This is a genomic window from Microbulbifer sp., from assembly GCF_036563125.1.
Taxonomy (GTDB): Bacteria; Pseudomonadota; Gammaproteobacteria; order Pseudomonadales; family Cellvibrionaceae; genus Microbulbifer.
Map to the genome: position 1 here is coordinate 1 of NZ_DATCMV010000054.1, position 23,264 is coordinate 23,264.

A 23,264-nucleotide genomic window follows, 5' to 3' on the forward strand; every position below is an offset into this window, starting at 1 on the left:
TCAAACCGCGTGTATTTGCCCACAAACGCCGCGCGGCAGGTACCAATCTCACCGTTACGCTGCTTGCCGATAATCAGCTCGGCAATGCCCTTGTCCGGGCTGTCCTCGTTGTAATACTCGTCGCGGTAGATAAACAGGATCACGTCCGCATCCTGCTCGATCGCACCCGATTCCCGCAGATCCGAGTTCATCGGCCGCTTGTTCGGGCGCTGCTCCACCCCCCGGTTCAACTGCGACAGCGCAATCACCGGGCACTCATACTCCTTCGCCAACCCCTTCAGGGATCGGGAAATCTCGGAAATTTCCTGGGTACGCCCCTCGGTGCTGCCTTTCACCTGCATCAGCTGCAGGTAGTCCACCATGATCATCGCCGGCATCGCACGGCGCTCCGCATCCTCACGGGGAAGCCTCGGGTCGGCCTGCATCAGCTTGTTGGTGTGATCGCGCACCGTGCGTTTCACCCGCGCCCGCACCTCACTGGGTGACAGGCCCGGCGTGTCATCGATGTACAGGCCCTTGCCCTTCATCTTCTGCACCGCGCTCGACAGCTTCGGCCAATCCTCCTCCTGCAACTTGCCGTTGCGGATACGGCCCTGGTCGATCTTGCCGATGGACGACAGCATCCGCATCACCAGGCTGTCCGATGGCATCTCCATACTGAACACCATGGTTGGCTTTTCCTGGCTCAGCATCGCCGCCTCGACGAAGTTCAGCGCCAGTGCCGTCTTACCCATGGAGGGACGCGCAGCGAGAATGATCAGTTCGCCCGGCTGCCAGCCGGAAGTGCGCTGGTCCAGCTCGGTGAGCCCGGTGCTGAGACCGGTGAGGTCGCCCTCTGACTTGAACAGTTCGTCGATACGCTCGACGGTCTTCTTCAGCAGTGCATCGACACCGACAAAGCCGCCCTCTTTCGCGCGGCCCTCGGCGATCTCCGTCACCCGGCGCTCTGCCATCTGCAGCAGATCGATGGAACTCAGGCCACCGGGATTGAAACTGGTGCGACTGATCTCCCCCGCAGCGGCAATCAGCTGGCGCAGCATGGAGCGCTCGCGCACGATCTTGGCGTAGGCGACGATGTTGGCGGTAGAGGGGGTATTTTCCGCGAGTTCGGCGAGATAGGCGGGACCGCCCACGTTCGCCAGCAGGTCGCGGCTGGCGAGTCCTTCGGCGAGGGTCACGATATCCAGAGGCTGCTCGCCACCGGAGAGCTCCAGCATCACCCCGAAAATGGCGCGGTGGCTGGCGACAAAGAAATCCGACTCGCTCAGCTGCTCCGCCACCGCATCGAGGCGGCTGGCGTCCAGCATCAGGCCGCCGAGCACCGACTGCTCCGCCTCCACCGAGTGCGGCAGGGGTGAGCTGGTGTGGGAATCCTGGGTTGCCTCTGCGGGCGGGGCGTATTCGTTCATCGTGTGTGTAGGGACAATTTACCGGGCACAAAAACAAATCGGGCGCTGCATTCGCCGCCACCAGTCAGAACCGGCAGGGGGAATCCAGCGCCCGATTGTAGCGCGGCTAGACCGTAAACGGGCAATTCCGTTAGCGGCAACCGCGCATGACTGCAGCAATCGCTTATTCGGCGACTACAACAACCTTAACGGCAGCAATCACGTCGGAGTGCAGCTGTACGTCAACGTCGAACTCGCCCACGTCACGCAGTGCACCTTCCGGCAGCTTCACTTCGGCCTTGTTCACTTCAACGCCAGCAGCAGTGATTGCTTCAGCGATGTCGCGAGTGCCGATAGAGCCGAACAGCTTGCCTTCGTCGCCAGCGTTGGCAGCGATGGTTACAGTCAGTTCAGCCAGCTTGGCTGCGCGCTCTTCCGCGGAGCTCAGCTTGGCAGCGGCAGCGGCTTCCAGCTCAGCGCGCTTGGCTTCGAACTCAGCGACGTTCGCTGCGTTGGCCAGAACGGCTTTGCCGGTAGGCAGCAGGTAGTTACGGCCAAAACCGGCTTTAACTTCAACGCGGTCGCCCACTTTGCCCAGTTTGCCTACTTTGTCGAGCAGAATAACTTCCATCTCGGAACCCTCAGTTTCAGTTCTTGTGCGCAGCTCAGCGGTTGTCGCTAGAGCGTGCGCGAATATCAATCCAGCTATCGATCAGTGCCAGCCCACACAGGAACCCGGCCAGCGGCAGCGCGGCGATCACCAGTGTGATGTACATGGCGATCAGCGGTCCGCGCCCCCAACCCTTGCGGGCTACCAGCCAGTGGATCAGGCAAATGCCCGCCACCATCATCGGGAAGGCCGCTACCGCACCCCAGAACACCAGGTGTTCATTCACGAGGCAGTAGATCCACAACAGCATGCCTACCGCAGCTACGGGAACCGGCATACGCAGCGCATGCAACTCCTCCCGCAAACCGCCGGGGTTGTACAGCATGGCCTGCCACCAGCGCCCGAGCACCAGCGCCAGCGCGGCACTGATCACCGATACCCAACTCAGGTATCCGGTGGCCTGAGCCTCACTGGCAAATGCCTTGCTCAGCTGTTGCGCCTCGGGACTCTGGGCCCCGCCCGCGGCCTCGGTAACCGCCTGCGTCAGCGCGGCGACCACACCCCCGGCGGCCTGAGAGGTCACCAGTATGCCCAGTGCGGACACTCCGGTGAGCACAACCAGCGCCCAGCTCCAGGAGCGGGTCGAGCGCAGTGTCAGCGCTCCGGCCAACACCCCCACAAAGTGGGTGATGGCCAACCCCGCCATCAGCGGCGTCATGTAGCCGGCACCGGCAGCGGCAACCAGCGGCAGCAGTGCCCAGGCCAGAACAAACAGGCCGTCGCCACTGCCGCGGCGCAATCCCACCAGTGCGAGCACCGCGGGACTGATCAGCGGGATTCCCACCAGGGTGAGGATCACCGCGCGTACACGCGATCGCATGGCAAATTCAGCGATAGCGCGCACTAGATAGCTTCTCTGTTAATACAGTGCTAACGAAGCAATTAAGCTTCGTGGCTGTCCGTGTACGGCAGCAGCGCAATGTAACGAGCGCGCTTGACCGCTACGGCCAGCTGACGCTGATACTTGGCTTTGGTGCCAGTGATACGGCTCGGTACGATTTTGCCAGTCTCAGAGATGTAGGCTTTCAGGGTATCGAGATCTTTATAGTCGATACGCTTTACGCCTTCAGCGGTGAAACGGCAAAACTTACGACGACGGAAAAAACGTGCCATCTGAATATCCCCTTACTCTTCGTCTTCGGTTTCATCGGAAGACATGTCTTCCTCAGCGCCGTCGGAGGAGTCGTCTTCATCGCGCTCTGCGCGCTCACGACGCTCGGAACGCTCTGCACGTGCAGCTTTGCGCTCGCGGGACTCTTTCTCGGCCTTCATGATCGGGCTTTCTTCGGTGATGGCTTCGTCTTCACGAATCACCAGATTACGCAGCACCGCATCGTTGTACTTGAAGTTGGTGGTCAGTTCCGCCAGTGCTTCTTCAGTACACTCGACATTCATCAGAATGTAGTGGGCTTTGTGGATTTTGTTGATCGGGTAAGCCAGACGGCGACGGCCCCAGTCTTCCAGACGGTGAACGCTGCCACCGCTTTCTTTGATGGTCGCGGTGTAACGCTCGACCATACCGGCAACCTGCTCGCTCTGGTCCGGGTGAACCAGGAATACAATTTCGTAATGACGCATTTTTGCTCCTTACGGGTTAACACAGCCTCCCGGTTCGCCGCTGTGCTATTACAGCGACTGCCCAGTGAGGCAAGGAGTACGCAATCAGACCGACAACGGGCCTATTGCGGGCGGCGTATTCTATGCGCCTCCCCAACTGGTTGCAAGTTGATCGATTGCACCAGTCCGTCGGCGACTGGCGCCATTGGCACCGGCCTGTCGAAGCGGCCCAGCGCCGGGAGCGATCTGGTCATGGGCGGCGCACTGGCCGGCAACTTATAGTCAACGCTGACGCCTCACCCGGTAACAGCATTTCATGACCACAGAGACACCCAGCACCCTGGTGCGCAACCTCCAGCTCGGCGAATTCCGCATCCCCCTCACCATGCGCCGGCTGGCGACCGATGGCCCCCTTGCGCTGGTGCTACCCGCACTTGGGGTTCCCGCCAGCAAGTACCACCAGCTGCTGGACTCCCTGACCGCGCGCGGCTACCACACCGCCATCTGCGAACTGCCCGGCACCGGTGAAAGCCGGCCACAGCCGAGCCGCGCTGCCGACTATGGCTACAACGACTTGGTGTTTGCGTGGATTCCCCTGGCGCTGGAGGCGGTGCGAGAAATATTCGGCAAAGCCCCGGAGCTGATGCTCGGCCACAGTATCGGCGGTCAGACCCTCACCCTGGCGGCGCGCGCCGGACTGACTGGCAATGCCCAGGTGGTCAGCGTCGCTGCCGGTCATCTGGACAGTCGCAGCTGGCGCGGTCTCAAGCGCGCATCGGTGCTCGGTGCCGCCGTCGCCGCCCACCTCAGCACTCGCCTGCTGGGCTACTTTCCCGGTCAGCAGCTGCGATTCGGCGGCCGCGAGGCATCGACACTGATGCGCGACTGGGGCAACGGTATTATCCGCGGCCGTTTCACCCCCGAGGCGCGCCTCCCCAGCGCGGCCGCACTGCCCCGCCAGCCACTGCACCTGTGCATCGAGCGGGACCCGTTTGCGCCCCTGAATGCTACGCGCCGCCTCGCGGAATTGGCGGGGGGCGCCGTGCGCCAGATACCCGCCACTTACCACAAGGGCAACCCGCACCTCAGCTGGATCAAGAACCCGGGGCCGGTATTGGATATAGTGCAGTCCTGGATGGACGCACCCGAAGCCAAGGCGACAATCTCCTGAGGGGTTGCCGCCGGCAAACGTCCAACCCTTTTCATCCGCGTGCTCCCATTTTTTTCACAGGTTCCGCGCGGGCACACCCAGCGGTAATGGGAGAAACACCGTGGACCCAATGATTGTTCAGTTTGACGACGCCGTACCTCAAGACTACTGCGCGCAAGTGATCCAGCGCTTCCAGCAGTCTCCCGACAAGGTACCGGGGCGGACCGGCGCCGGGGTAGACACCAGCAAGAAAGAGAGCTCCGACCTGTATATTTCCACCCAGGAGTCCTGGCTGGATGTCTGCCGCGATATCAACGGCGTGGTGTACCAGGCGCTTACCGATTACTGCCGGCGCTACCCGCACATGCTGACCGGCGCGGTATCCCCCGGTATTCGCGACGAGTCGGGCCAGGGGATGCGCACCCTGACGGCGGCGGACATCGAAAGCCTCGACGAGCAACTGCTCAAACAGCTGGTCGCCAGCTTTTTCTGCTTCGACGGCATCAACTTGCAGCACTACCGCAAAAGCAGCGGCGGCTACCATCACTGGCACTCCGAACACTTCCCACACCCCACAGATCCGCAGCAGAAATCCCTGCACCGGGTGCTGTTCTGGCTGCTGTATCTGAACGACGTGGAAGAAGGCGGGGAAACCGAGTTCTTTTACCAGAAGACCGGGGTCAAACCCCGCGCGGGAAGGTTGCTGCTGTCGCCCTGTGGCTTTACCCACACGCACCGCGGCAATGTGCCGGTATCCGAGGACAAGTACATCCTCACCTCCTGGGTGATGTACCGCCCGGCGCAGCAACTCTATGGCAAGGCCCCGGGCTGAGCCCGCGCACAAGCCAGACTCGGAGCACCGGTCACAAATTTCTGCAAATTTGTATTGAGGGGTTCGCCGCGCGCGGCGTTATACAGATGTGTCGCGTGATAACCCAGAAACAATAACAATAAACATAAGGGACCCAAGAAAAACAAACGGGATCACCTAGGTTGAGGGGCTCCTCCGCCCCCTCCTCTTTTCCTTTCGCCTCTTTCCGCTCGCCTGCCCTCTCAGGCAAATCAACCCCGCTGACGCACCGCTTCGAACAGGCATACGCCGGTCGCCACCGAAACGTTCAGGCTGCTGACCTCACCGGCCATCGGGATCTTGATCAGGTGATCGCAATTCTCGCGGGTAAGGCGGCGCATACCCGGCCCCTCGGCACCCATGACAATGGCGATAGGTCCGGTGAGCTTGGACTGGTAAACGTCCTGCTCCGCCTCGCCGGCGGTACCGAAAATCCAGATCCCCGCCTGCTGCAGCATCTGCATGGTGCGCGCCAGATTGGTAACGGGAACGAACGGCAGCACTTCGGCGGCACCGCAGGCGACCTTTCTCGCCACAGGCGTGAGGCCCGCGGCATTGTCCTTGGGAGCGATGACCGCGTGCACACCGGCGGCTTCCGCAGAGCGCAGGCAAGCGCCCAGGTTGTGCGGGTCGGTGACACCGTCGAGGATCAACAGGAAAGGCGCCACGCCCTTTTCTTCCAGTTGCTGCAGCAGCGACTTCAGAAACTGCTCGTCATACACCTTGGTCTCGCCGGCACAGACGGCCACCGCGCCCTGGTGGTTGCCGTCGTCGCCCACCTTTTCATCCAGCGCGCGGCGATCGACGTAGCGGATAACGATCTCATTCTGCTCCGCCTGGCGGATGATCTTTTGCAGTTTCTGGTCTTTGCGCCCGCGCAGCAGCAGCAGTTCCTGCACCTGCTGGGGAGCGCTCTTCAACAGGGCCTGCACCGCGTGCAGGCCGTAAACTAATTGCTGTGCCACTGGTTATTTCTTCTTGCCAGGTTTCTTTTTGGCAGATTTCTTGTCTGCCTTCTTCTGTGCCGCCTTTTTCGCAACCGCAGACTTGGCCGCCTTGTGTGCCGCCTTGCGCGCCGCTACCGCCGGGCGCTTGCCGCCCTTGCGGGTCGGGGTTTTGCTCGGGCCGCGTTTCTTTCTTGGGACTTCGCCCGGCTGCTCGCCCGCGGGCTCCGCGCCATCGTCGGTCGATACGTTCGCAGATGTACCCCACGCCGATGCTTTCGCCGCGGGCCGCTCCTGTTCAGACTTTTCCCACACGGACTTTTTGGGCGCAGGCGCAATCACTTCCGCCTCGTCATCGCCCACCCGGCGCTTGCGCACCGGGCGCGGCTCCTCGTCCGCAGCGGTGACCGCTTTCTTCTTCAGACCCGCACCCCAGGGACTGTTCTTTTCTGCAGCGGCACTGTTGCTGAAGTCGGATTTGCCGCGGCGGGTGCGTTCCTGCTGGAACTCCACCGCCATTTCCATGGCGCGGCCGCTGACATTGGTGGACTCGGCACCGGTGCGGGATTTTTTGGCCGCGGTCGCAGCGCGTGAATTTTCACGTGGCGCTTCATGCGATTTTTCACGTGGCTTCTCAATGGATACTTCTGACACTTCTGCGCCTTTCTTTGCCGCTTTCGGCTTGCGGTATTTGGGATTCTTGTAGCTGGGGCGGGGATGCAGTTCCACGAAGGTGAAGTCCACCTTGCGCTCCTCCAGATCCACCCGCGCCACCTGTACGGTTACGCCGTCGCCAAGATGGAAACGCACGCCGCTGCGCTCGCCCACAAGGCGCTGCTGCGCCTGTTCAAACTGGTAGTAGTCCTTGGGCAGGGCGGTAACGTGGATCAACCCTTCTACATACAGGTCGTCGATCTCGACAAACAGGCCAAAGCCGGTCACCGCACTGATCACACCGCGGTACACCTCGCCCACATGGTCCTGCAGGTATTCGCACTTGAGCCAGCTGACCACATCGCGGGTGGCGTCATCGGCACGGCGCTCGGTCATCGAGCAGTGCTCGCCCAGCTCCGCCATCGCGGGAGGGCCGTAGGGCAGGATTTCCTCACGTTCCAGCGCGTGGGCACCGGGTGCCTGGCGCACCTTTTTCGCCACGGCGGCCGGATTGGCACTGCCATTTCTGATCAACCAGCGCAGCCCGCGGTGCAACAGCAGGTCCGGGTAGCGACGGATGGGCGAAGTGAAGTGCGCGTAAGCGCGGTAGTCGAGGCCGAAATGGCCGCGGTTTTCCGGCTGGTACACCGCCTGGTTCATGGAGCGCAGCAGCATGGTCTGGATGATGTGGAAATCCGGGCGCCCTTCCACTTCCTGCAGCAGGGTCTGGTAGTCGCTGGGCTGTGGCTCGCTGCCACCTTCGAGGCGCAGGCCGAGCTCACCGAGATATTCGCGCACGTTTTCCAGGCGCTCCTTCTTCGGAATATCGTGCACCCGGTACAGCGCCGGTAGCTCCGCCAGCTCCATCAGCTCCGCCGCGCACACGTTGGCGGCAAGCATGCACTCCTCGATCATCTTGTGCGCATCGTTGCGCACCACCGGCACGATGCGCTCGATCTTGCGCGCGGCGTCGAAAATGATCCGCGTCTCGGTGGTTTCAAAGTCGATGGCACCGCGGCGGTCGCGGGCACCGCGCAGCGCCTGGTACAGGTCGTGCAGGTTGTCGATGTGCGGGGTGAGCGCGGCATACTGCTTGCGCAGCCCACTGTCGCGATTGTCGCGTTCGTCCACCATCTCACCCACCTGGGTGTAAGTGAAACGGGCGTGACTGCGCATTACCCCTTCAAAGAACTGGTAGCCGAGGATGTTGCCAGATTCGTCGATGCGCATTTCGCACACCATGCACAGGCGATCCACTTCCGGGTTCAGGGAACACAGGCCGTTGGAGAGCTTCTCCGGCAACATCGGCACCACGAAATCCGGGAAATACACCGAGTTGCCGCGCTGGTGCGCTTCCACATCCAGTGGCGTGCCGACCGCCACATAGTGGGAGACGTCGGCGATGGCCACCAACAGCTTCCAGTTGCCGTCCGGCAGCAGCTCACAGAACACCGCGTCGTCGAAGTCGCGCGCGTCTTCGCCGTCAATGGTAACCAGCGGCAGCTGGCGCACGTCGATACGCGCCTTTTTGTCGCCTTCCAGCACCTCGTCGGCAATGCCCTCCACCTGTGTCAGCACGGACGCGGGCCAGACGTGCGGGATGCCGTAGTTGCGGATGGCGACATCGATCTCCATGCCCGGCGCCAGGTGGTCGCCGAGCACTTCACTCACTTCGCCCTGGGGCAGGTTGTCGCGGCCAGGCTGCAGGGTGATGTCCACCACCACGTACTGGCCGCTCTTGGCCTCACCGCACTTGCCTTCCGCGACCATGATGTCGAGGTTGATACGCGGGTTGTCCGGGCGTACGAAGCACACTCCGTCTTCCCGGTACAGGCGCCCGGCGAGCTGGTGGGTGTTGTGTTTGATCACGCGCACCACCGCGCCTTCGCGCTTGCCACGGAAACCGCCGGGGGTCTCGCGCACCAGCACTTCGTCACCGTCGAACACCTTGCGCATCTGGCGGTGGGACAGATAGAGGTCGTCGCTGCCGTCGCCGGGGGAGACGAAGCCGAAACCATCGCGGTGGCCGATCACACGGCCGCGCACCAGGCTCATTTTGTCGAGCACGCCGAAGTCCCCGGCGCGGTTGCTGGCGATCTGGCCGTCGCGGCTCATGGCGATCAGGCGGCGGCGCACACCCTCGCGGCGGTCCTCATCCTCGAGACTGAGCAGGTCCGCCACCGCTTCCCAGGAAACCGGGCCGGGCTGCTGCTCCAACAGGTCCAGCAGGAATTCACGGCTGGGGATAGGCTTTTCGTATTTTTCTGCCTCGCGATCCGCGTGGGGATCTTCCGCGACGACAGAGGGATTGGGTTTGTCTTGATTCAAAACAGCTTCCATTGTTCTGCGATTGACCGCACGGTCTGCACGGCCCCGGGATACGTCCGGGGCAGTCGGGTGATTGGGTGCAACTGTCCGATCCATTCAATTGGACGGGGTTCTGGAGTGGCGAATGCCGATAGCGGCCACAGGCCACCGGTAACGTTGCACATTGCCGCGAGTATAAGCGATTTAGCGGCCAATTCCCGACCGGATTTACAGGTCCGGTGTCCGGCGGCAAATTCTTCAGGATTTTTGTCACAAAAGGCGTTGACACCCCCGGACCGAATCAATATAGTGCGCGTCCTCAGCGGAGCACACCGCTGACTTGCCCAGGTGGCGGAATTGGTAGACGCGCTAGCTTCAGGTGCTAGTGGCCTTACGGTCGTGGAAGTTCAAGTCTTCTCCTGGGCACCATATCCGCAAAAAAGGCCGACTCGAAAGAGTCGGCCTTTTTTCTTTATGCGCTCCAGCACTCCTTAGTTCACTCCAGCAAAGTTACTGTCACCCGCAGGGTATCTCGGTACTGCCCCGCCATCTTTCCGCGTGTATCGCCGATTTGCACGCTGAGGTTCCTTATCTGGTTACCATCACCTGGCGTCGAAAAATCGCGGGTATCGACTCCATTCTGCAAACTCAGCGGTTGCCCATCGAGCGACGCGGTATAAGGCACAGCAGTGTTTTCCCCCTCGAGGGAAACATGCCGCATCTGACTGTGATTTTCCGAGGACACCACCAGGTTGTAGGCACTGTTGGTGCGAACTGCCAGCAGCGACGAGAGTGTCTCTCCGGTTTCCAGCCTGCCAAAATTCATCACCGTTGACCTGCCCAACTGCCCCTCGCCATTACCGGCCACATGGATATCCGCCTGGGCTGCAACGTGGACCGAAACCTGAAAGTCGATATCCTGCAGTGGCCGGCCATTGGAAAAAATGCGCGCGACAAAGTTATTCCGGTAGTCGCCCGCCCGGCGCGCCTGCCCGCGCGGAAGTTCGATGATCAGACTCGCCTCCCTGCCTCGCGCGCCATCCTCAAACAGGACTCCCCGTTGTTCATTGCCATTCAGTGGAATGACCTGGTCGCCGCGATTGCGGAAGGAGAAAGCGAGTGGCTTCCCCGGCCCCATGAGCAGGGCATCGGATGTCGGTAGCAGAGCAAAACCAAAGCGACATAAACCACGAGCGGCAACCACCAGCCGCAGCTGGCCAATCTCATCTCGATTCGCAAACGGGTAATACGCCATGTCGGCCTGCCCCTCGATGGACACCGCTTCAATCGAACAGGCGCCCTCGCTATCGTCGGGCGCCGATATCGCGACACCGCTCAAGCTGGTCAAAACCGAGGTCGCGAAGGCAGCCATCCATTTCATAGCGAAACCTGCTCTTTGATAATCCCCAATTCCACAATACCGGAAGCCCCCTCCTCGATAGTGAATGGGATTTTCAGACCACCGCGATCCGGGAAGACGATCTGGTAATTTCCCGGCGCCAGCCCCTGCGCAACAAAACGGCCCGCTTTATTGGTAAAGGTGGTTACCATTGGAAAATCCCGCCCATCGGTCGCGGTGATCTGGCCGACCTTCATACTGACCGGCGCGCCCCGGGTATCCTGTACCTGGCTAATCACAGTAATTGAAGCTTCCGACCCTGCGGTGTAGGCAATCCCGGATCGGTAGCGCGGGAATGAGCTGGCGTCGATATCGCCCATGTCATAACCGAAAGGCGGATTCTCCGCTTCCCAGTGAATTCTTCGCGACACATAGCTGTTCACTGCGGGCACCACCGCAGGACCCAGACCGTCGGCAACCGCCGTGAACCCTCCCTGCCGCTCATCGACCAGGATGCGACTGCCGCTGAGGGACTCATGGCGCCGCACCATGATGAATGAGTCTTCTATTGGGCGAGCCCAGGCCACCGTGCCGTCGGCATAAACCAGGCTCGACCCAAGCCTAAGAGTGCTCAACTGATCCGGCTCGCGCTCGACCTCATCAAACTGCACATAGTTGTGATCCAGCCCCAACTGGAACCTGTTCCCCTGGTAGAAAGCGCCCATGTCCGCGCGGTAGTTCTCCACATCGGAACGCAGTGCCAATCTTCCGGAAAAATCACCGACGGTGCCCCGCTGCATCCGCCCCAGCTCGAGGTCACCGGTTTCAGAGAGGGTGTCCCACCTGGCCGTCGCCAGCTGCCGCTGCCCGAGCGGGGCCGAAAGGCGAACCAAGGCTCGCGTCTCCTCTGTGAGTGAATTTTCCTGCTCCAACCGGAGAGAAAAATTGAACAGACCAAACCGGCGCGTGACATTAAAACCGTACACCGTATCTACCGGATCGGTTTCGACAAAACTTTCTGCCTGGCGTGCGCTCAAACTGAGATAACTGCCGAAGGGCCCAGGTGCCGAATAGCGCACACGCAGTTCTGACTTGTTCTGCAGGCCAGGTCTAACCTGGCCCATGTAGGTGTAAAGGTCGTCTCTGGCAACAGCGACGACATCCAGCTCGTGGGCTCGCCCTCCCCAGAGGAAAAAATCATAGGACCAGCGCAACGAAGCCGCTGTGCCACGTCCGATACTCTCCTGCTCACTCGCACTCACATTAGCGGCGAAGATACCAAATGGCGTGGAGAGAGAAAGCTCGCCACCGGCCACCTGCTGTAGCTCGGTTCCCTGAACATTGGCACCCAGCGTGAGGTAATCGGTAATTCCATAGCGGTAAAAGCCGGATATCGCCGGCATATCGTAGTCATAGGCGATGCCTGCGGTTTCACTGACGCCACGCTGGTAACCGGCGTTAAAGGAAAATTCGGACATCCCCCCCTTCAGCAGGGTCGGATCAGTAAAGAGCGAAAACTCAATACTCCGCTGTTGCCCCGACGGATCCGTAATCAATAGTGAAACCTCGTTGACCCCGCTATTCACCGCAAAGTCACTCAGGTCGTAACGCCCGGGATCGAGATACAACGTATCCTGGTACAGGCCGTTTAAGTAGATCTCCACGGTCGAGCGCTGGGAAACGGTAAAACTGCGCGTTCCGGTGGGTGTGACATTTCGCAGGGGTTGGATTTCCTCGTAGGCTCGCTCGATGGAGAAGCCGAGTAGTGGTGGCGACACCTGAAACTCGGTTGTGCGATAGAAAATATCGCCCAGTGAATAGCGCACTGCCCGCGACAAATCGTCGTGCACCAGACGAACTTCGCGGCGCTGCCACGTGGCATCATCACTCGGTGAGGAATCAATAAATGCACCGCCTTCGAGCGTCAGGTGCGGGCTGCCAAAAAGCGTTACTGCACCATCGACATTGACCAAGGTGGCAAGCCGTGAATCCGTGCCGAGCGTATCATTCCACCGGTAGTCCTGCTGCAGGTTGATATTCAGGTAGGCAGAGCGTCCCGGCAGGTCATGATTTGAAAGGTTTTCGTAATCGACAGATTGACGGCGCAGCGACAAGTCCTGAGTCTGGCGACGAGAATCTGCCAGGTCGATTTTTATTTCAAGCGCGGAGGGATCAAAAAAGATATCAATAAATTCTTCGATAAAACTCGTTACCGGGATCGTTTGACCGTCACCAGCCGCCTGCACTAAACGCCCTATAACATCCGCATCAAAATATCCCTGGGCCAACCCCTCCCAGCTTGTCCGATCAACACTGTAAAGGGATGTACCGGTAACACCAACCTTGAGGTCGCCAACGATACGCCCGTCGATCGAGACGGGTAAATTTACATAGACAAGGTTGGGCACAGAACTCTGCTCATCGGCTGCAAACGCCACAGTTGCGCCATGCGGAAACAATACACAACTCAGCAACGCCCCGAGACACAGGTAATTCAAACGATACATTGATGCTACTCCTTCCTGACCAGCCTGGCGCCCTGCAGCCCGGCCGCATCAAGCCCGATTAGCCGCAGGGGGATAGACACCATCTGACCGGGCAATATGGCATCCCGATTCAACAGCCGCGCGAAATCGAGACCGTCAAAAAGGATCACCTCAAGATCGTGCGTCACCCCGATCTCGTAGTGCGACAGCAGTGCGTACTGTTCACCGGTGTTGTAAAACTCCAGCGAAGCGCTGCCATCGACTTGCGGTGGAGAAAAGGCGAGTTCCGCCTCGCCACTGGCATGTACATGTATGGGAAGCCTGAGGGTGGTTAAAAGCTGGATCGCCGCGCTTACCTCTCGATCCTTGACGGCGAGGGGTAGCTCATCAATGGCCAGATAGTAAGAGGCGCTGCGCCGCAATGTGCTGCTGCCGCGCCAGCGCACCATCACCTGCTTGGTCTCACCAGGCCGCAGCAACATCTGTGGCGGAATCACTTGCAGCGGTGCTTCCATGTCGGCAAGGGACGCCGAATAACCCAACACCGAAAACTCTATAGCAACATCAACCGGCTTTACGGAAGACAACGTCAGTATTGCCTGAGGGGAGTCCTCAAGATTGATCTGGACCCGGGTCGGCGTAACCGACTGAGCCAACGCGAGCGGAATGAATCCGGCCAGTAGCAAGCCGACCAATAGAGAGAATATTCGTGCCAGCATTATCGTCTATTTTTTAAATTGCAGTTCCGGTGTTCCGTGAACACCGCCTACGGTGAAAGTCCTGATTACACCGGGAGGAAGCAGAGTGCGGCCAGCCGCATTGGCGAGAGCGGAGCCGCCGATTTCCTGGTTTTCAAACTTGAGTCCAAGGTCGTTGATATACAGATATTCAGTACCGCGATTGGCAACAGATACCACCACCCCATCTCTCCCCGGGCGATAGCTAACAAGCTCCGGTTTCGATATAAAGCCGCGCCCGGTAACATGAATCGTCGCACCAACACGCAGGACCGTTTTGACTCCTGTTTTTTCCTGACCAGAGAGGCTCAGAGGTAGCTCGCGGGCAAACAGGATAAAGGAACGAGACTGGGACAGCGCTCCCCCCACCCACTGCACACGCACTGCCTGTGTTTTTCCCGCGGAAACCACTGCTTGCGGGGGAAAGATCACAAAATTGTCGTCGGCGGGCAGCGTCTCCTCACTGCCATCCTCATTGACCTTGCGCTCGACGATCTCAAATATGACAGGCAAATCAGATTTGCGCGGATTGTGTAATCGCAGCGTCTCGCCACCCATATCCGCCGGCAGCGTCAAAACACTGCGCATTGGTGTCAATGTGAAGCCAAAGGTATATTGCGCAGAGAGAGTGAAAATTAGCAGGAGAATGCAGAGGCGAAAGGGATTGTGCAGCATGATTTATGTCCTTATCTCATATGCGGGGCCACCGGACTGCTGCAAAATGCCCGGGACCCACGCGCTATTGCCTAGTCAACAAATACCGTTACCGTCACAGTGTCCGTATAGATACCTGCCAAAGGTCCAGTGCCGTTAACGCCCACGCTCACATCCTCACTTCCATCAAATGGCACCGGCGTGGAAAACGCTACAGGAAGTCCTCCCAGGCGGATATCGTAGGGAATCAGCTCTACTCCGTCCTCGTGCAGAAGACCGCCGTTTAAGGATTCAAAAATAATGTTGAGATCGTCATCTGTGTTACAGGTGACCGAGAGATTTTGGACACCACTTACAAAGGTGTCGATCAAAGACAAGTTTAGAAATGCAACGGGCTGATCGAACGAAATTTCGCACGAGCACGCCACCTCGCCAACGAGTTGTATCTCAATTTCATCCGAGCACTCGTAGCAGTTATTGCCATAGTCGTGGTAGTCGCCTGCGAATGCGCTTCCAGCAACAATAAGTGCGGCGGCAGCACCGAGACCAAGTAGGTGTTTCATACAACAGTTTCTCCATTACCGACGAAACATGAAAAAAAGGGTTAACCACTTCAGCCCCTCGCCTTGCATACACTGCAATGCAAACAGCGGGAACCCCTCACCATAGACAGCAACCTGACAACCAAAAAAGAAGTGTCTAACTCTTGATCATCCACGCGCTGGACTAACTGCGGCGGGACTCTTGCCTCTCCAATTATTCGAGCGGTAGAGCACTTTGAGTCTATCGAAGATTGCTTATTTTGCGAGCAACGCTCTGAAAAGTGACGCGCGCTGCGTTATTCAGGAGTGAACTGTCGGCAGATTAATTTGGCCGGCGGGATTCGCGTTTTCTGTCTCGATGAACGCAGCGGCAGAGGAAAAACTAAATTAACGAATATAAAAAAAGGCCGACTTTAACAAGTCGGCCTTTTTTCACTGTCACTATTTTCGGCTTGCGCCGCAACGGGTTTCACGGTGCGTAAGACTGGGAACTATTGCTACCCCGTATTGCGCATACCCGCAGCGATACCGGCAATGGTCACCATCAGCGCACTTTCCAACACAGGATCGTCCTCGCGGGTGCGCAGGCGCGCCATCAGTTCTGCCTGCAGCAGGTGCAACGGATCGGTGTAGGGATCGCGCACGCGGATGGACCAGCGCATCACCGGGTTGTTGTCCAGCAGATCCTTGCGCCCGGTGAGCTGGCTCAGCGCGGCGACGGTGCGCGCCAGGCGGCTGCGCAGTTCGATGCCGAGGCGCAGCTGCTCCGGGTCGTCGGTGAGGCGTTCTTCGTACCAGGAAGCTACGCGGGTGTCGGACTTGGCCAACACCATCTCCAGCATATCCACCACGGTCTGGAAGAAGGGCCACTGCTCGCTCATGGCACGCAGGGTGTCCGGCGCTTTTTCCAGGCCGGTTTCCAGCGCGGCGCCGGTGCCGAGCCAGGCCGGCAGCATCAGGCGCATCTGGGTCCAGGCGAACACCCAGGGAATCGCGCGCAGGGTTTCCACCCCACCGCCGGGCTTGCGTCGCGCCGGGCGACTGCCGAGCGCCAGGCGGCTGAGTTCGGTTTCCGGGGTAACGGTGCGCAGGTAGGACACCAGTGCGGGGTCGTCCCGCACCACTTCGCGGTAGGCACGCACCGAGGCCTGGGTCAGGCGATCCATTTCCGCGCGCCACTCCGGGCGCGGTTCCGCCGGCGGCAACAGGGTCGCCTCCAGGGTCGCCGCCATGTACTGCTCGAGGTTGTAGGCAGCAACAGACGGGCGACCGTATTTGAAACGGATCATCTCGCCCTGCTCGGTGACGCGAATGCGCCCGGCCACCGATCCCGGGGGCTGTGACATGAGCGCCATACGGGTGGGCGAACCACCGCGGGAAATGGAGCCGCCGCGGCCGTGGAACAACGTCAGCGGAATACCGTGCTCGCGGAAAATCCCGGTAAGCGCCTCCTGCGCGCGGAATTGCGCCCAGGCCGCACCGAGGAAACCCGCATCCTTGGCGGAATCCGAATAGCCGATCATTACTTCCTGGCCGGACTTCACACGCTCACGGTAGAACGGAATCTCCAGCAGTGCGCTCATGGTACCGAACGCGTTGTTGAGGTCGTCCAGGGTTTCGAACAGCGGCACCACGCGCATCGGCTCGCGCACGCCGGCGATCTTCTGCAGCAGCATTACGGCGAGCACATCGGAGGAAGTTTTCGCCATCGAGATCACATAGGCACCGAGGCCTTCCGGCCCCTGCTCGGCGATCACCCGGCAGGTGTCGAGCACTTCGCGCACCTCGTCCGTACAGAATTCGCTGCGGTAGAAGGCACCATTCACCAGTGGGCGGCGGCTTTCCAGCTCGGCCAGCAGGAATTTCTGCTTCACCTTCTCACCCCAGCTGGCGTAGCTGCCCAGGTCCAGGTAGCGGGTGATTGCATCGATCACATGGGCGTGGCGAGTGGATTCCTGGCGGATATCCAGCTTCAACAGGGTAATGCCGAAGCAATTGAGGCGGCGGAGGGTGTCTTTCAGCTGGCCCTCGGCAATGGCAGCGAGGCCCACCGCGCGCAGGGAGCGGTCAATCAGGCTCAGTTCCTGGTACAGCTCACTGCCACTGGCATAGATCGCCCCTTCTGGTTCCACGCCGCCATTTACCCGCGCCTCCATCAGCGCGCGGGTATTGCGCAGACGATCGCGCAGCTCGCGCAACAACAGGCGGTAGGGTTCCTGGCTGGGGCCGGTGCGCGCCAGCAACTCGTCGCTGGCGCGGTGCATGGACAGGTCCGCGAGCAGGTTTTCCACATCCCTTAAGTACAGGTCGGCAGCCATCCAGCGCGCCAAGGTCAGCACCTGACGGGTTACCTTCGCAGTCACATTGGGATTGCCGTCGCGGTCGCCCCCCATCCAGGAGGCAAAGCGCACCGGCACCCAGTCCGCCGGCAGTGGTTCGAGCCCGGCCAGTGCCAGCTCTTTCTCGATATCGCGCATACCCTGCGGCACCGCCTGCCACAGGGATTGTTCGATGGTAGCGAAGCCCCACTTGGCTTCGTCCACCGGGGTCGGACGTTCACGGCGAATTTCGTCGGTGCACCAGGCGGAAATGATCTGCTCACGCAGCAGGCGGCGCAGGTGCTCCTCCTCTTCCGGGGTCGTATCCGGGCGATCCATCTCAGTGAGCAGGTCGGCGATCTGGTCGTATTTGCGGATCAGGGTGCGGCGGGTGACCTCGGTGGGGTGGGCGGTGAGCACCAGCTCCACCGACAGTTCGGACAGTGCCTGGCGGATCTTGTCCTGGCTGACGTCGGCATTCTTTAGCTCCGCCAGCACCTGACGCAGGCCGCGGTCGGTATCCGGGTCGCCCGGGAAGCGCTCGTGGCGGCGATGCAGGCGCTCGCGGTGGCGCTGTTCGGCAATATTGGCGAGGTTCAGGAACTGGCTGAAGGCGCGCGCCACTTCCAGCAGGGTTTCGTCATCCAGCGGGTCCAGCAGCTCCCGTAGTTTTCCTACAGGCATTTCCCCGTGGCTGCGGCTCTCTACCGCCACCTGGCGAATGGTCTCGACGGTGTCGTACAGGGCGCCGCCGGCCTGGGCGCGCAGCACCGTACCAAGCTCTTCGCCGAGCAGCCGAACATCTTCCCTCAACGGAGCATTTTGGTCTTGATCCATGAAATACCTCCCTTCTATTGAACTTATTTGCGCGACATTTTTACATATTTCACGCTAGAGATTGATGCCTCAGCAGCATTTTTTGTAATAAAACTACAAGAATGCTTGTATCACTATACGTCGCTACCCCTTTCCCGGTGGGAAAACGCCGACACAGAAACGGCTGGTCGCAAATAGGTCACAACTGACAATTGACACGCCGTAGAAAACGGCTATAGTGCGCAACCTCAGCGGAACGCACCGCTGAATGCCCAGGTGGCGGAATTGGTAGACGCGCTAGCTTCAGGTGCTAGTGGCCTTACGGTCGTGGAAGTTCAAGTCTTCTCCTGGGCACCATATCCGCAAAAAAGCCGACTCGAAAGAGTCGGCTTTTTTATTGCGTGTATTTTTTTACCAAAGCACGCCAGCAAGCGACTGCTCATGAAGGCGGGCCACCGGGACAATACACTTCCCGGCAGCCCTATCCGATCAGTTACCTCCCGCCGCCATCGGCTGTTTCCGCCGACGCTCATCTTCATCACTGTCCATCGGGACCAGCTCTCCCCCAAGCAACTTCAGCTCAGGCAAGTTCAGCACGTCGATCCCAAAACTGTAGGGTGTCACTTCACTGAAAATGCCCGGATCCAGCTGCGCGATATCGTCCACCGGATTCTGCATTGCCGACTTCAGCCCCTGGGAGGTCTGCGCACTGGCGATGGAGGCGTTGCCGGTACCGATGGCGTTAAACACTGGCTGCCCACCGACAAATGCCGGTTCAAAGTAACTGATGGCAACGATATCTACCGACTGGCTGACGTCCATGCGCAGCGGGTTGATCAGCGTACCGATATTGCCCCACAGCACCGGGTCATACCCCAACTGCACGGTTCCGGCCGTAATATGGATATCGCGCGCGTCTTGCGCGGTTAATAAACCGAAGCCGGAGCTGGCCAGGGTCAGATTGCCGCGCCCGACATTGATCGTCCCGATCTGCAGATCGTCTTTCTCGACGATGGCCACGTCGATATTGCCTGCACTCGAGCGCAGCGACAGGGATTCAAGATCAGACTCGATATCCATATCCCCCGCCAGCGTGAGATCCGCATTATGTGCCTTGAGTACACCACCGATGGTGGCAGTGGTGGTACTTACCAGTACCAGACTGCCATTGGGGTCATAGGCCAGCGACATCCCACCCGCAGAGAAGTCCACTCCGGCACTGCTACCGGCGGCGGTAAAGTTCATCTGCTGGCTGGAAGCCAGATCCAGGCCACCTGCGGTGTCCTGCAACTGTTCGAAGCCAGTGAAGTCGAAATCGCCAACGCTGTTAATCGCATCTACACCGCCACTGATCTGCCACTGCTGTCCGGACAGCTGCATCAGCAGGGTGTCAGCTCCGGTACCCGCAGACATCACAGTCGGCTGACTGCCCGCCAGTAGTTGCACTTCATCATTGCCAGCACCCAGCGCCAGACTTTCCAGCTGTGTTCCGCTCATCAACACAATGTCATCGCCGGCACCGGTGTCCAGGGTGCCCAGGGAACCGCCTTCCAGAGTGAAACTATCGGATCCAGCTCCGGCTACAATATGTTCAAACCCGCTGAATACTACGGAAGACTGGCCATCGGTGTAGCTGCTGGATGACGCTCCCAGGGTCCAGCGCAGATCCACACCGACGCCGTGCATGGTGTCACTACCGCTGCCGGCTGCAATGGACTCAACCGCGGCAAAGGTAACGCCACCGATCTGGAGGCTGGTGGGTGCCGTCATGAAGTAGTCGGCACCGAACGAGGGGCCAGTGTAAGCACCGGTGTTTTGTACCTGCTCGATGTTCTCAAACAGCACGGTGATACTGTCGATCTGTGCAAGCGCGGCGCCTTCCACCAATGCAGAGTTGCTTTCTACCGAGGTCCAGTGGTCGGCATCCCCATCCACCGAATCGGCGCCACCACCAGCGTCTATGCTGGCGATACCGTCGAAGTCCATACCCGACACTGAAATTCCACCATCGGCATAGAGCGTGAAGGCTTCATCGGCAGCAGAGCCGAGCAGAGAATCGGCACCTCCGTTGCCCTCCACTTCGCTGATACCGCTGAACTGAATTCCACCAGTACTCAGCTCACCCGCGGTACCGGTCAGTGAAAATTCATCAGCAGCGCTGGTTCCGGTCAGCACGGCGTTATCCGCAAGCACCCGGTCGATACCCTGGAAGGCGACCCCGTTGGCGCTCACCTGCCCGCCACTGGCAAGCTGCCAATTGCCCGCACTGCTGATTACCTCGTTGCCGCCTTCACCGCCGGCTAACACCTGCGCAACACTGTCGAACAGGAAGCCGAAGACCGAAATCTCAGCGCTATCCGCACTCAGGGCGAAACTCTCGGATACGCTGTTCTGGCTCGCATCTACCACCGCCGCATTGGTGCCGATCTGCTCAATAGCACTGAAGGCGATTCCCGAAGCGGAAGCACTGCCCTCGTCGCTACCAAGTACCCAGCGCTGTCCGCTCTCTGTCTCCACACGGTCGATACCGGCACCGGCGTTAACCGCCTGGATATCCGCAAGCGCAATCCCGCCCGCCCGCAGTATTCCATCGCTGCCAAGCACATACAGCGTATCGCTATCCGCACCCTGGATTACGCCACTGCCACCGGTGGCCATCTCGAGGCCGGTGAAGTCGATCGCAGCATGGAACAGCGATCCGGATTGCTGGCTGAGCAGCCAGTCGTGGCCGGCGTCACCGGCGACGGTATCGGATCCCGCGCCTGCAGCTACCGTAGAAACTTCACTGAAGTTCATTCCGCCAGTAGACAGCGCATTGGCACCGGTAACGGTAAATACATCGTCGCCACTGCTTCCGGTCAGCGCACCGGTATCGGAAACCGAGGTCACACCGGAAACAAGGATTCCACCACTGGTGACGGCACCGGCCCCCTTCACAGAGACGCCATTCCAGGCCTGTAAATTGGTATTGCCGTCCAACGCGAGGCTATTGAGCCCAGTGAAACTGGAGGAACCAGCGACGACACTGCCACTTGCAGTAATCTGTGCATTGGCCTGCCCAGTAACCGCGAGGCTCGCATCCTGCCCCTGGAATCGCTCGACACCGGCAAACTGGATACCTTGGTGCAGCACCCCGTTGTCAGCACCGAGTTCATAGCCTTGCCCGGTAAGGGAGAGGACTTCGTCGTCCCCGTCACCGGCAGATACCGAGCTCAGGCCACTGAATGCCATACCATTGACGCTCAGGGCGCCCGCACCCGACATGACAAACTGATCGGCACTACTGGAACCCACCAGCGCCGCCGCGGTTACGCTATCGATTCCGCTAAAGTCGATACCGCTGGTAGCGAACGCGCCGGCAGTTGCCGCGAGAGCAACCTCGCCGACCGCAGTTACGTGGTCGGAACCATCATCGGCACCAACTGAATGAATGCCATCAAACGTGGCGCCACCCACCTCAACCTGATTATCGCCAAGCACCGCGAAACTATGCCCGCTGGCGTGCCCCTGGATATGCTGACCGCTACCTGAGTAGTGCTCTACATCGGATATTTCGAGCGCCCCGTAGCCGACGCTTGCCGCGCCGGATGCCAGCACCCAGTCGTGCTGCAGCTCGCTGTGGAAGCTGTCCTCTCCTGCACCACCAGCAATCCGCTCGGAAATACTGAAATTCACGGTATTTGCAGTGACCCAGCCATCCTCGCCCTGTACAAACTGATCGGCTCCGGAAGTGCCAGCCAGGCTAGTGGCGGTTGCCTGTTCAACTCCAGTAATCCTCAGACTGCCCGCAGAGAATTCTCCTGACGCAGTACTCAGCGCAAGGCCATCAGCGAAGCCTGCGGCTAACAGCTGATCGACACCGCCACTGCCGTCGAGTGAGGTCATACCAGTGACGCCGAGGGAACCGACGGTAATACTGCCATTGCTGTTCAGGGTGAACACATCACTCTCACTGGAGCCAACAAGCCCGGCATCAACCGCCACAAGCTTTTCAATATTGGCAAAGGTAACGCCGTTATTCTCGGCGCTGCTGTCACCGGCGATGGTCCAGTTCAACCCAGTCACACCAGTTACAGTGTCCTCACCGCCTTTGGCGTCGACATAGGTGCTCTGGCCGATATCGTAGCCGTTGATGGTTACATTGCCATCTGCGCTGAACGACAGCAGGTCATCTCCGTCAGTGGCCTCGAGAATGTCGGCGATGATTTTGGCAATGTCGTAAAACTGGATGGAACCACTCTCGACATAGCCGTTTTCATTTAGCGTGGCGGTACCATTGGCAATCAGACTGTTGGCTCCGCCTTTGCCGAGCACTTCGTCCAGTCCGGAAATCGTCAGCCCGGCAACCGAAACAGTATTTGCCGCCATCACCTCGAAACTGTCATCGCCACTGTGTCCCTCGAGACTGGTGACCTCGGCAGAATCGAATCCCTGGAACAGCAGCGTATTGTCCGCCTGCAGTTCCTGCGCCACGCCAGTCAATGCCAGGGCCGCACCGAAGCCAGAGGCATCGAGGTGATCCCCATTCACAGAGCCGTTCCCGGCAACCGAGGTGAGCCCACTGAATACCATCTCGTGGACCTGAACCTCGGCATCCGCCGCGGAGCTGCCGGTCAGGGTGAAGTCGTCGTCACCCGTCGTACCCACAAGGCCGGCATTGTTGGCGACGAAGTTGCGGAAGCCGTGGAACTGGATATTGCTGTTGCTGGCACTGTCCGTGTCTTGCAACAGCCAGTCGACCAACGTCAATCCGGTGGCGATATTGGCAGTGCCACCGGCAGTGACCGCGGACACACCCGCAAACTGGATGTCTCGCGCCGCAACCTGGTTAGCGCCCTGTACGACAAAATTG

General features: G+C 59.8%; 16 protein-coding genes and 2 tRNA genes. 4 read left to right on the forward strand and 14 right to left on the reverse strand.

Features of this window, described 5'->3' with window-relative positions:
- From dnaB to rpsF, 5 genes are all read right to left on the reverse strand, one after another.
- A partial coding sequence (gene dnaB / locus VIL80_RS03985) for a replicative DNA helicase (RefSeq protein WP_332034864.1) occupies positions 1-1,409 on the reverse strand: 1,409 nt, incomplete at its 3' end.
- Between the two features lie 163 nt (positions 1,410-1,572).
- The gene (gene rplI, locus VIL80_RS03990) at positions 1,573-2,019 is read right to left on the reverse strand and encodes a 50S ribosomal protein L9 (RefSeq protein WP_332034865.1); all 447 of its coding nucleotides are present in this window, start codon (positions 2,017-2,019) and stop codon (positions 1,573-1,575) included.
- A 34-nt stretch (positions 2,020-2,053) separates the two neighbouring features.
- Complete coding sequence (locus VIL80_RS03995) at positions 2,054-2,878, reverse strand: hypothetical protein (protein ID WP_332034866.1); 825 nt, start codon at positions 2,876-2,878, stop codon at positions 2,054-2,056.
- A 62-nt stretch (positions 2,879-2,940) separates the two neighbouring features.
- Positions 2,941-3,171, reverse strand: coding sequence for a 30S ribosomal protein S18 (gene rpsR / locus VIL80_RS04000; protein ID WP_318955539.1), 231 nt, complete (start codon positions 3,169-3,171; stop codon positions 2,941-2,943).
- A gap of 12 nt (positions 3,172-3,183) precedes the next feature.
- Positions 3,184-3,636, reverse strand: a complete 453-nt coding sequence (gene rpsF, locus VIL80_RS04005; protein WP_332034867.1) for a 30S ribosomal protein S6 — start codon at positions 3,634-3,636, stop codon at positions 3,184-3,186.
- Positions 3,637-3,931: 295 nt separating this feature from the next.
- Between rpsF and VIL80_RS04010 the strand changes: the two genes are divergently transcribed.
- Both VIL80_RS04010 and VIL80_RS04015 read left to right on the forward strand, forming a co-directional pair.
- Positions 3,932-4,786, forward strand: coding sequence for an alpha/beta fold hydrolase (locus tag VIL80_RS04010; protein ID WP_332034868.1), 855 nt, complete (start codon positions 3,932-3,934; stop codon positions 4,784-4,786).
- A gap of 109 nt (positions 4,787-4,895) precedes the next feature.
- Complete coding sequence (locus VIL80_RS04015) at positions 4,896-5,597, forward strand: 2OG-Fe(II) oxygenase (RefSeq protein ID WP_332034878.1); 702 nt, start codon at positions 4,896-4,898, stop codon at positions 5,595-5,597.
- 230 nt (positions 5,598-5,827) lie between these two features.
- On the opposite strand, the gene rlmB is transcribed toward VIL80_RS04015, so the two are convergent.
- Both rlmB and rnr read right to left on the reverse strand, forming a co-directional pair.
- Positions 5,828-6,580, reverse strand: a complete 753-nt coding sequence (rlmB, locus tag VIL80_RS04020; RefSeq protein WP_332034869.1) for a 23S rRNA (guanosine(2251)-2'-O)-methyltransferase RlmB — start codon at positions 6,578-6,580, stop codon at positions 5,828-5,830.
- 3 nt (positions 6,581-6,583) lie between these two features.
- Entirely contained in the window at positions 6,584-9,541 is a 2,958-nt protein-coding gene (gene rnr / locus VIL80_RS04025) for a ribonuclease R (protein ID WP_332034870.1), read from the reverse strand.
- Positions 9,542-9,862: 321 nt separating this feature from the next.
- Here rnr and VIL80_RS04030 point away from each other — a divergent pair.
- A tRNA-Leu gene (locus VIL80_RS04030) sits at positions 9,863-9,949 on the forward strand.
- A gap of 67 nt (positions 9,950-10,016) precedes the next feature.
- On the opposite strand, the gene VIL80_RS04035 is transcribed toward VIL80_RS04030, so the two are convergent.
- The 6 genes from VIL80_RS04035 to ppc form a co-directional block, all read right to left on the reverse strand.
- Positions 10,017-10,901 (reverse strand): hypothetical protein, encoded by an 885-nt coding sequence (locus VIL80_RS04035; RefSeq protein ID WP_332034871.1) that lies wholly within the window; start codon positions 10,899-10,901, stop codon positions 10,017-10,019.
- On the reverse strand, positions 10,898-13,366 hold the full coding sequence (locus VIL80_RS04040; RefSeq protein WP_332034872.1) for a fimbria/pilus outer membrane usher protein: 2,469 nt from the start codon (positions 13,364-13,366) through the stop codon (positions 10,898-10,900). The genes VIL80_RS04035 and VIL80_RS04040 overlap by 4 nt, the downstream gene beginning before the upstream one ends.
- Before the next feature lie 5 nt (positions 13,367-13,371).
- Entirely contained in the window at positions 13,372-14,064 is a 693-nt protein-coding gene (locus VIL80_RS04045; RefSeq protein ID WP_332034873.1) for a fimbria/pilus periplasmic chaperone, read from the reverse strand.
- A gap of 6 nt (positions 14,065-14,070) precedes the next feature.
- Positions 14,071-14,757 (reverse strand): fimbrial biogenesis chaperone, encoded by a 687-nt coding sequence (locus tag VIL80_RS04050; protein WP_332034874.1) that lies wholly within the window; start codon positions 14,755-14,757, stop codon positions 14,071-14,073.
- Between the two features lie 71 nt (positions 14,758-14,828).
- Complete coding sequence (locus tag VIL80_RS04055) at positions 14,829-15,299, reverse strand: hypothetical protein (protein WP_332034875.1); 471 nt, start codon at positions 15,297-15,299, stop codon at positions 14,829-14,831.
- A gap of 476 nt (positions 15,300-15,775) precedes the next feature.
- A complete protein-coding gene (ppc, locus tag VIL80_RS04060) occupies positions 15,776-18,433 on the reverse strand; it encodes a phosphoenolpyruvate carboxylase (protein ID WP_332034876.1) in 2,658 nt (885 codons plus the stop codon).
- A 249-nt stretch (positions 18,434-18,682) separates the two neighbouring features.
- Here ppc and VIL80_RS04065 point away from each other — a divergent pair.
- Positions 18,683-18,769 (forward strand) — tRNA-Leu (locus tag VIL80_RS04065).
- Positions 18,770-18,901: 132 nt separating this feature from the next.
- On the opposite strand, the gene VIL80_RS04070 is transcribed toward VIL80_RS04065, so the two are convergent.
- Positions 18,902-23,264 (reverse strand): beta strand repeat-containing protein (locus VIL80_RS04070; RefSeq protein WP_332034877.1); only part of this gene is annotated, 4,363 nt, incomplete at its 5' end.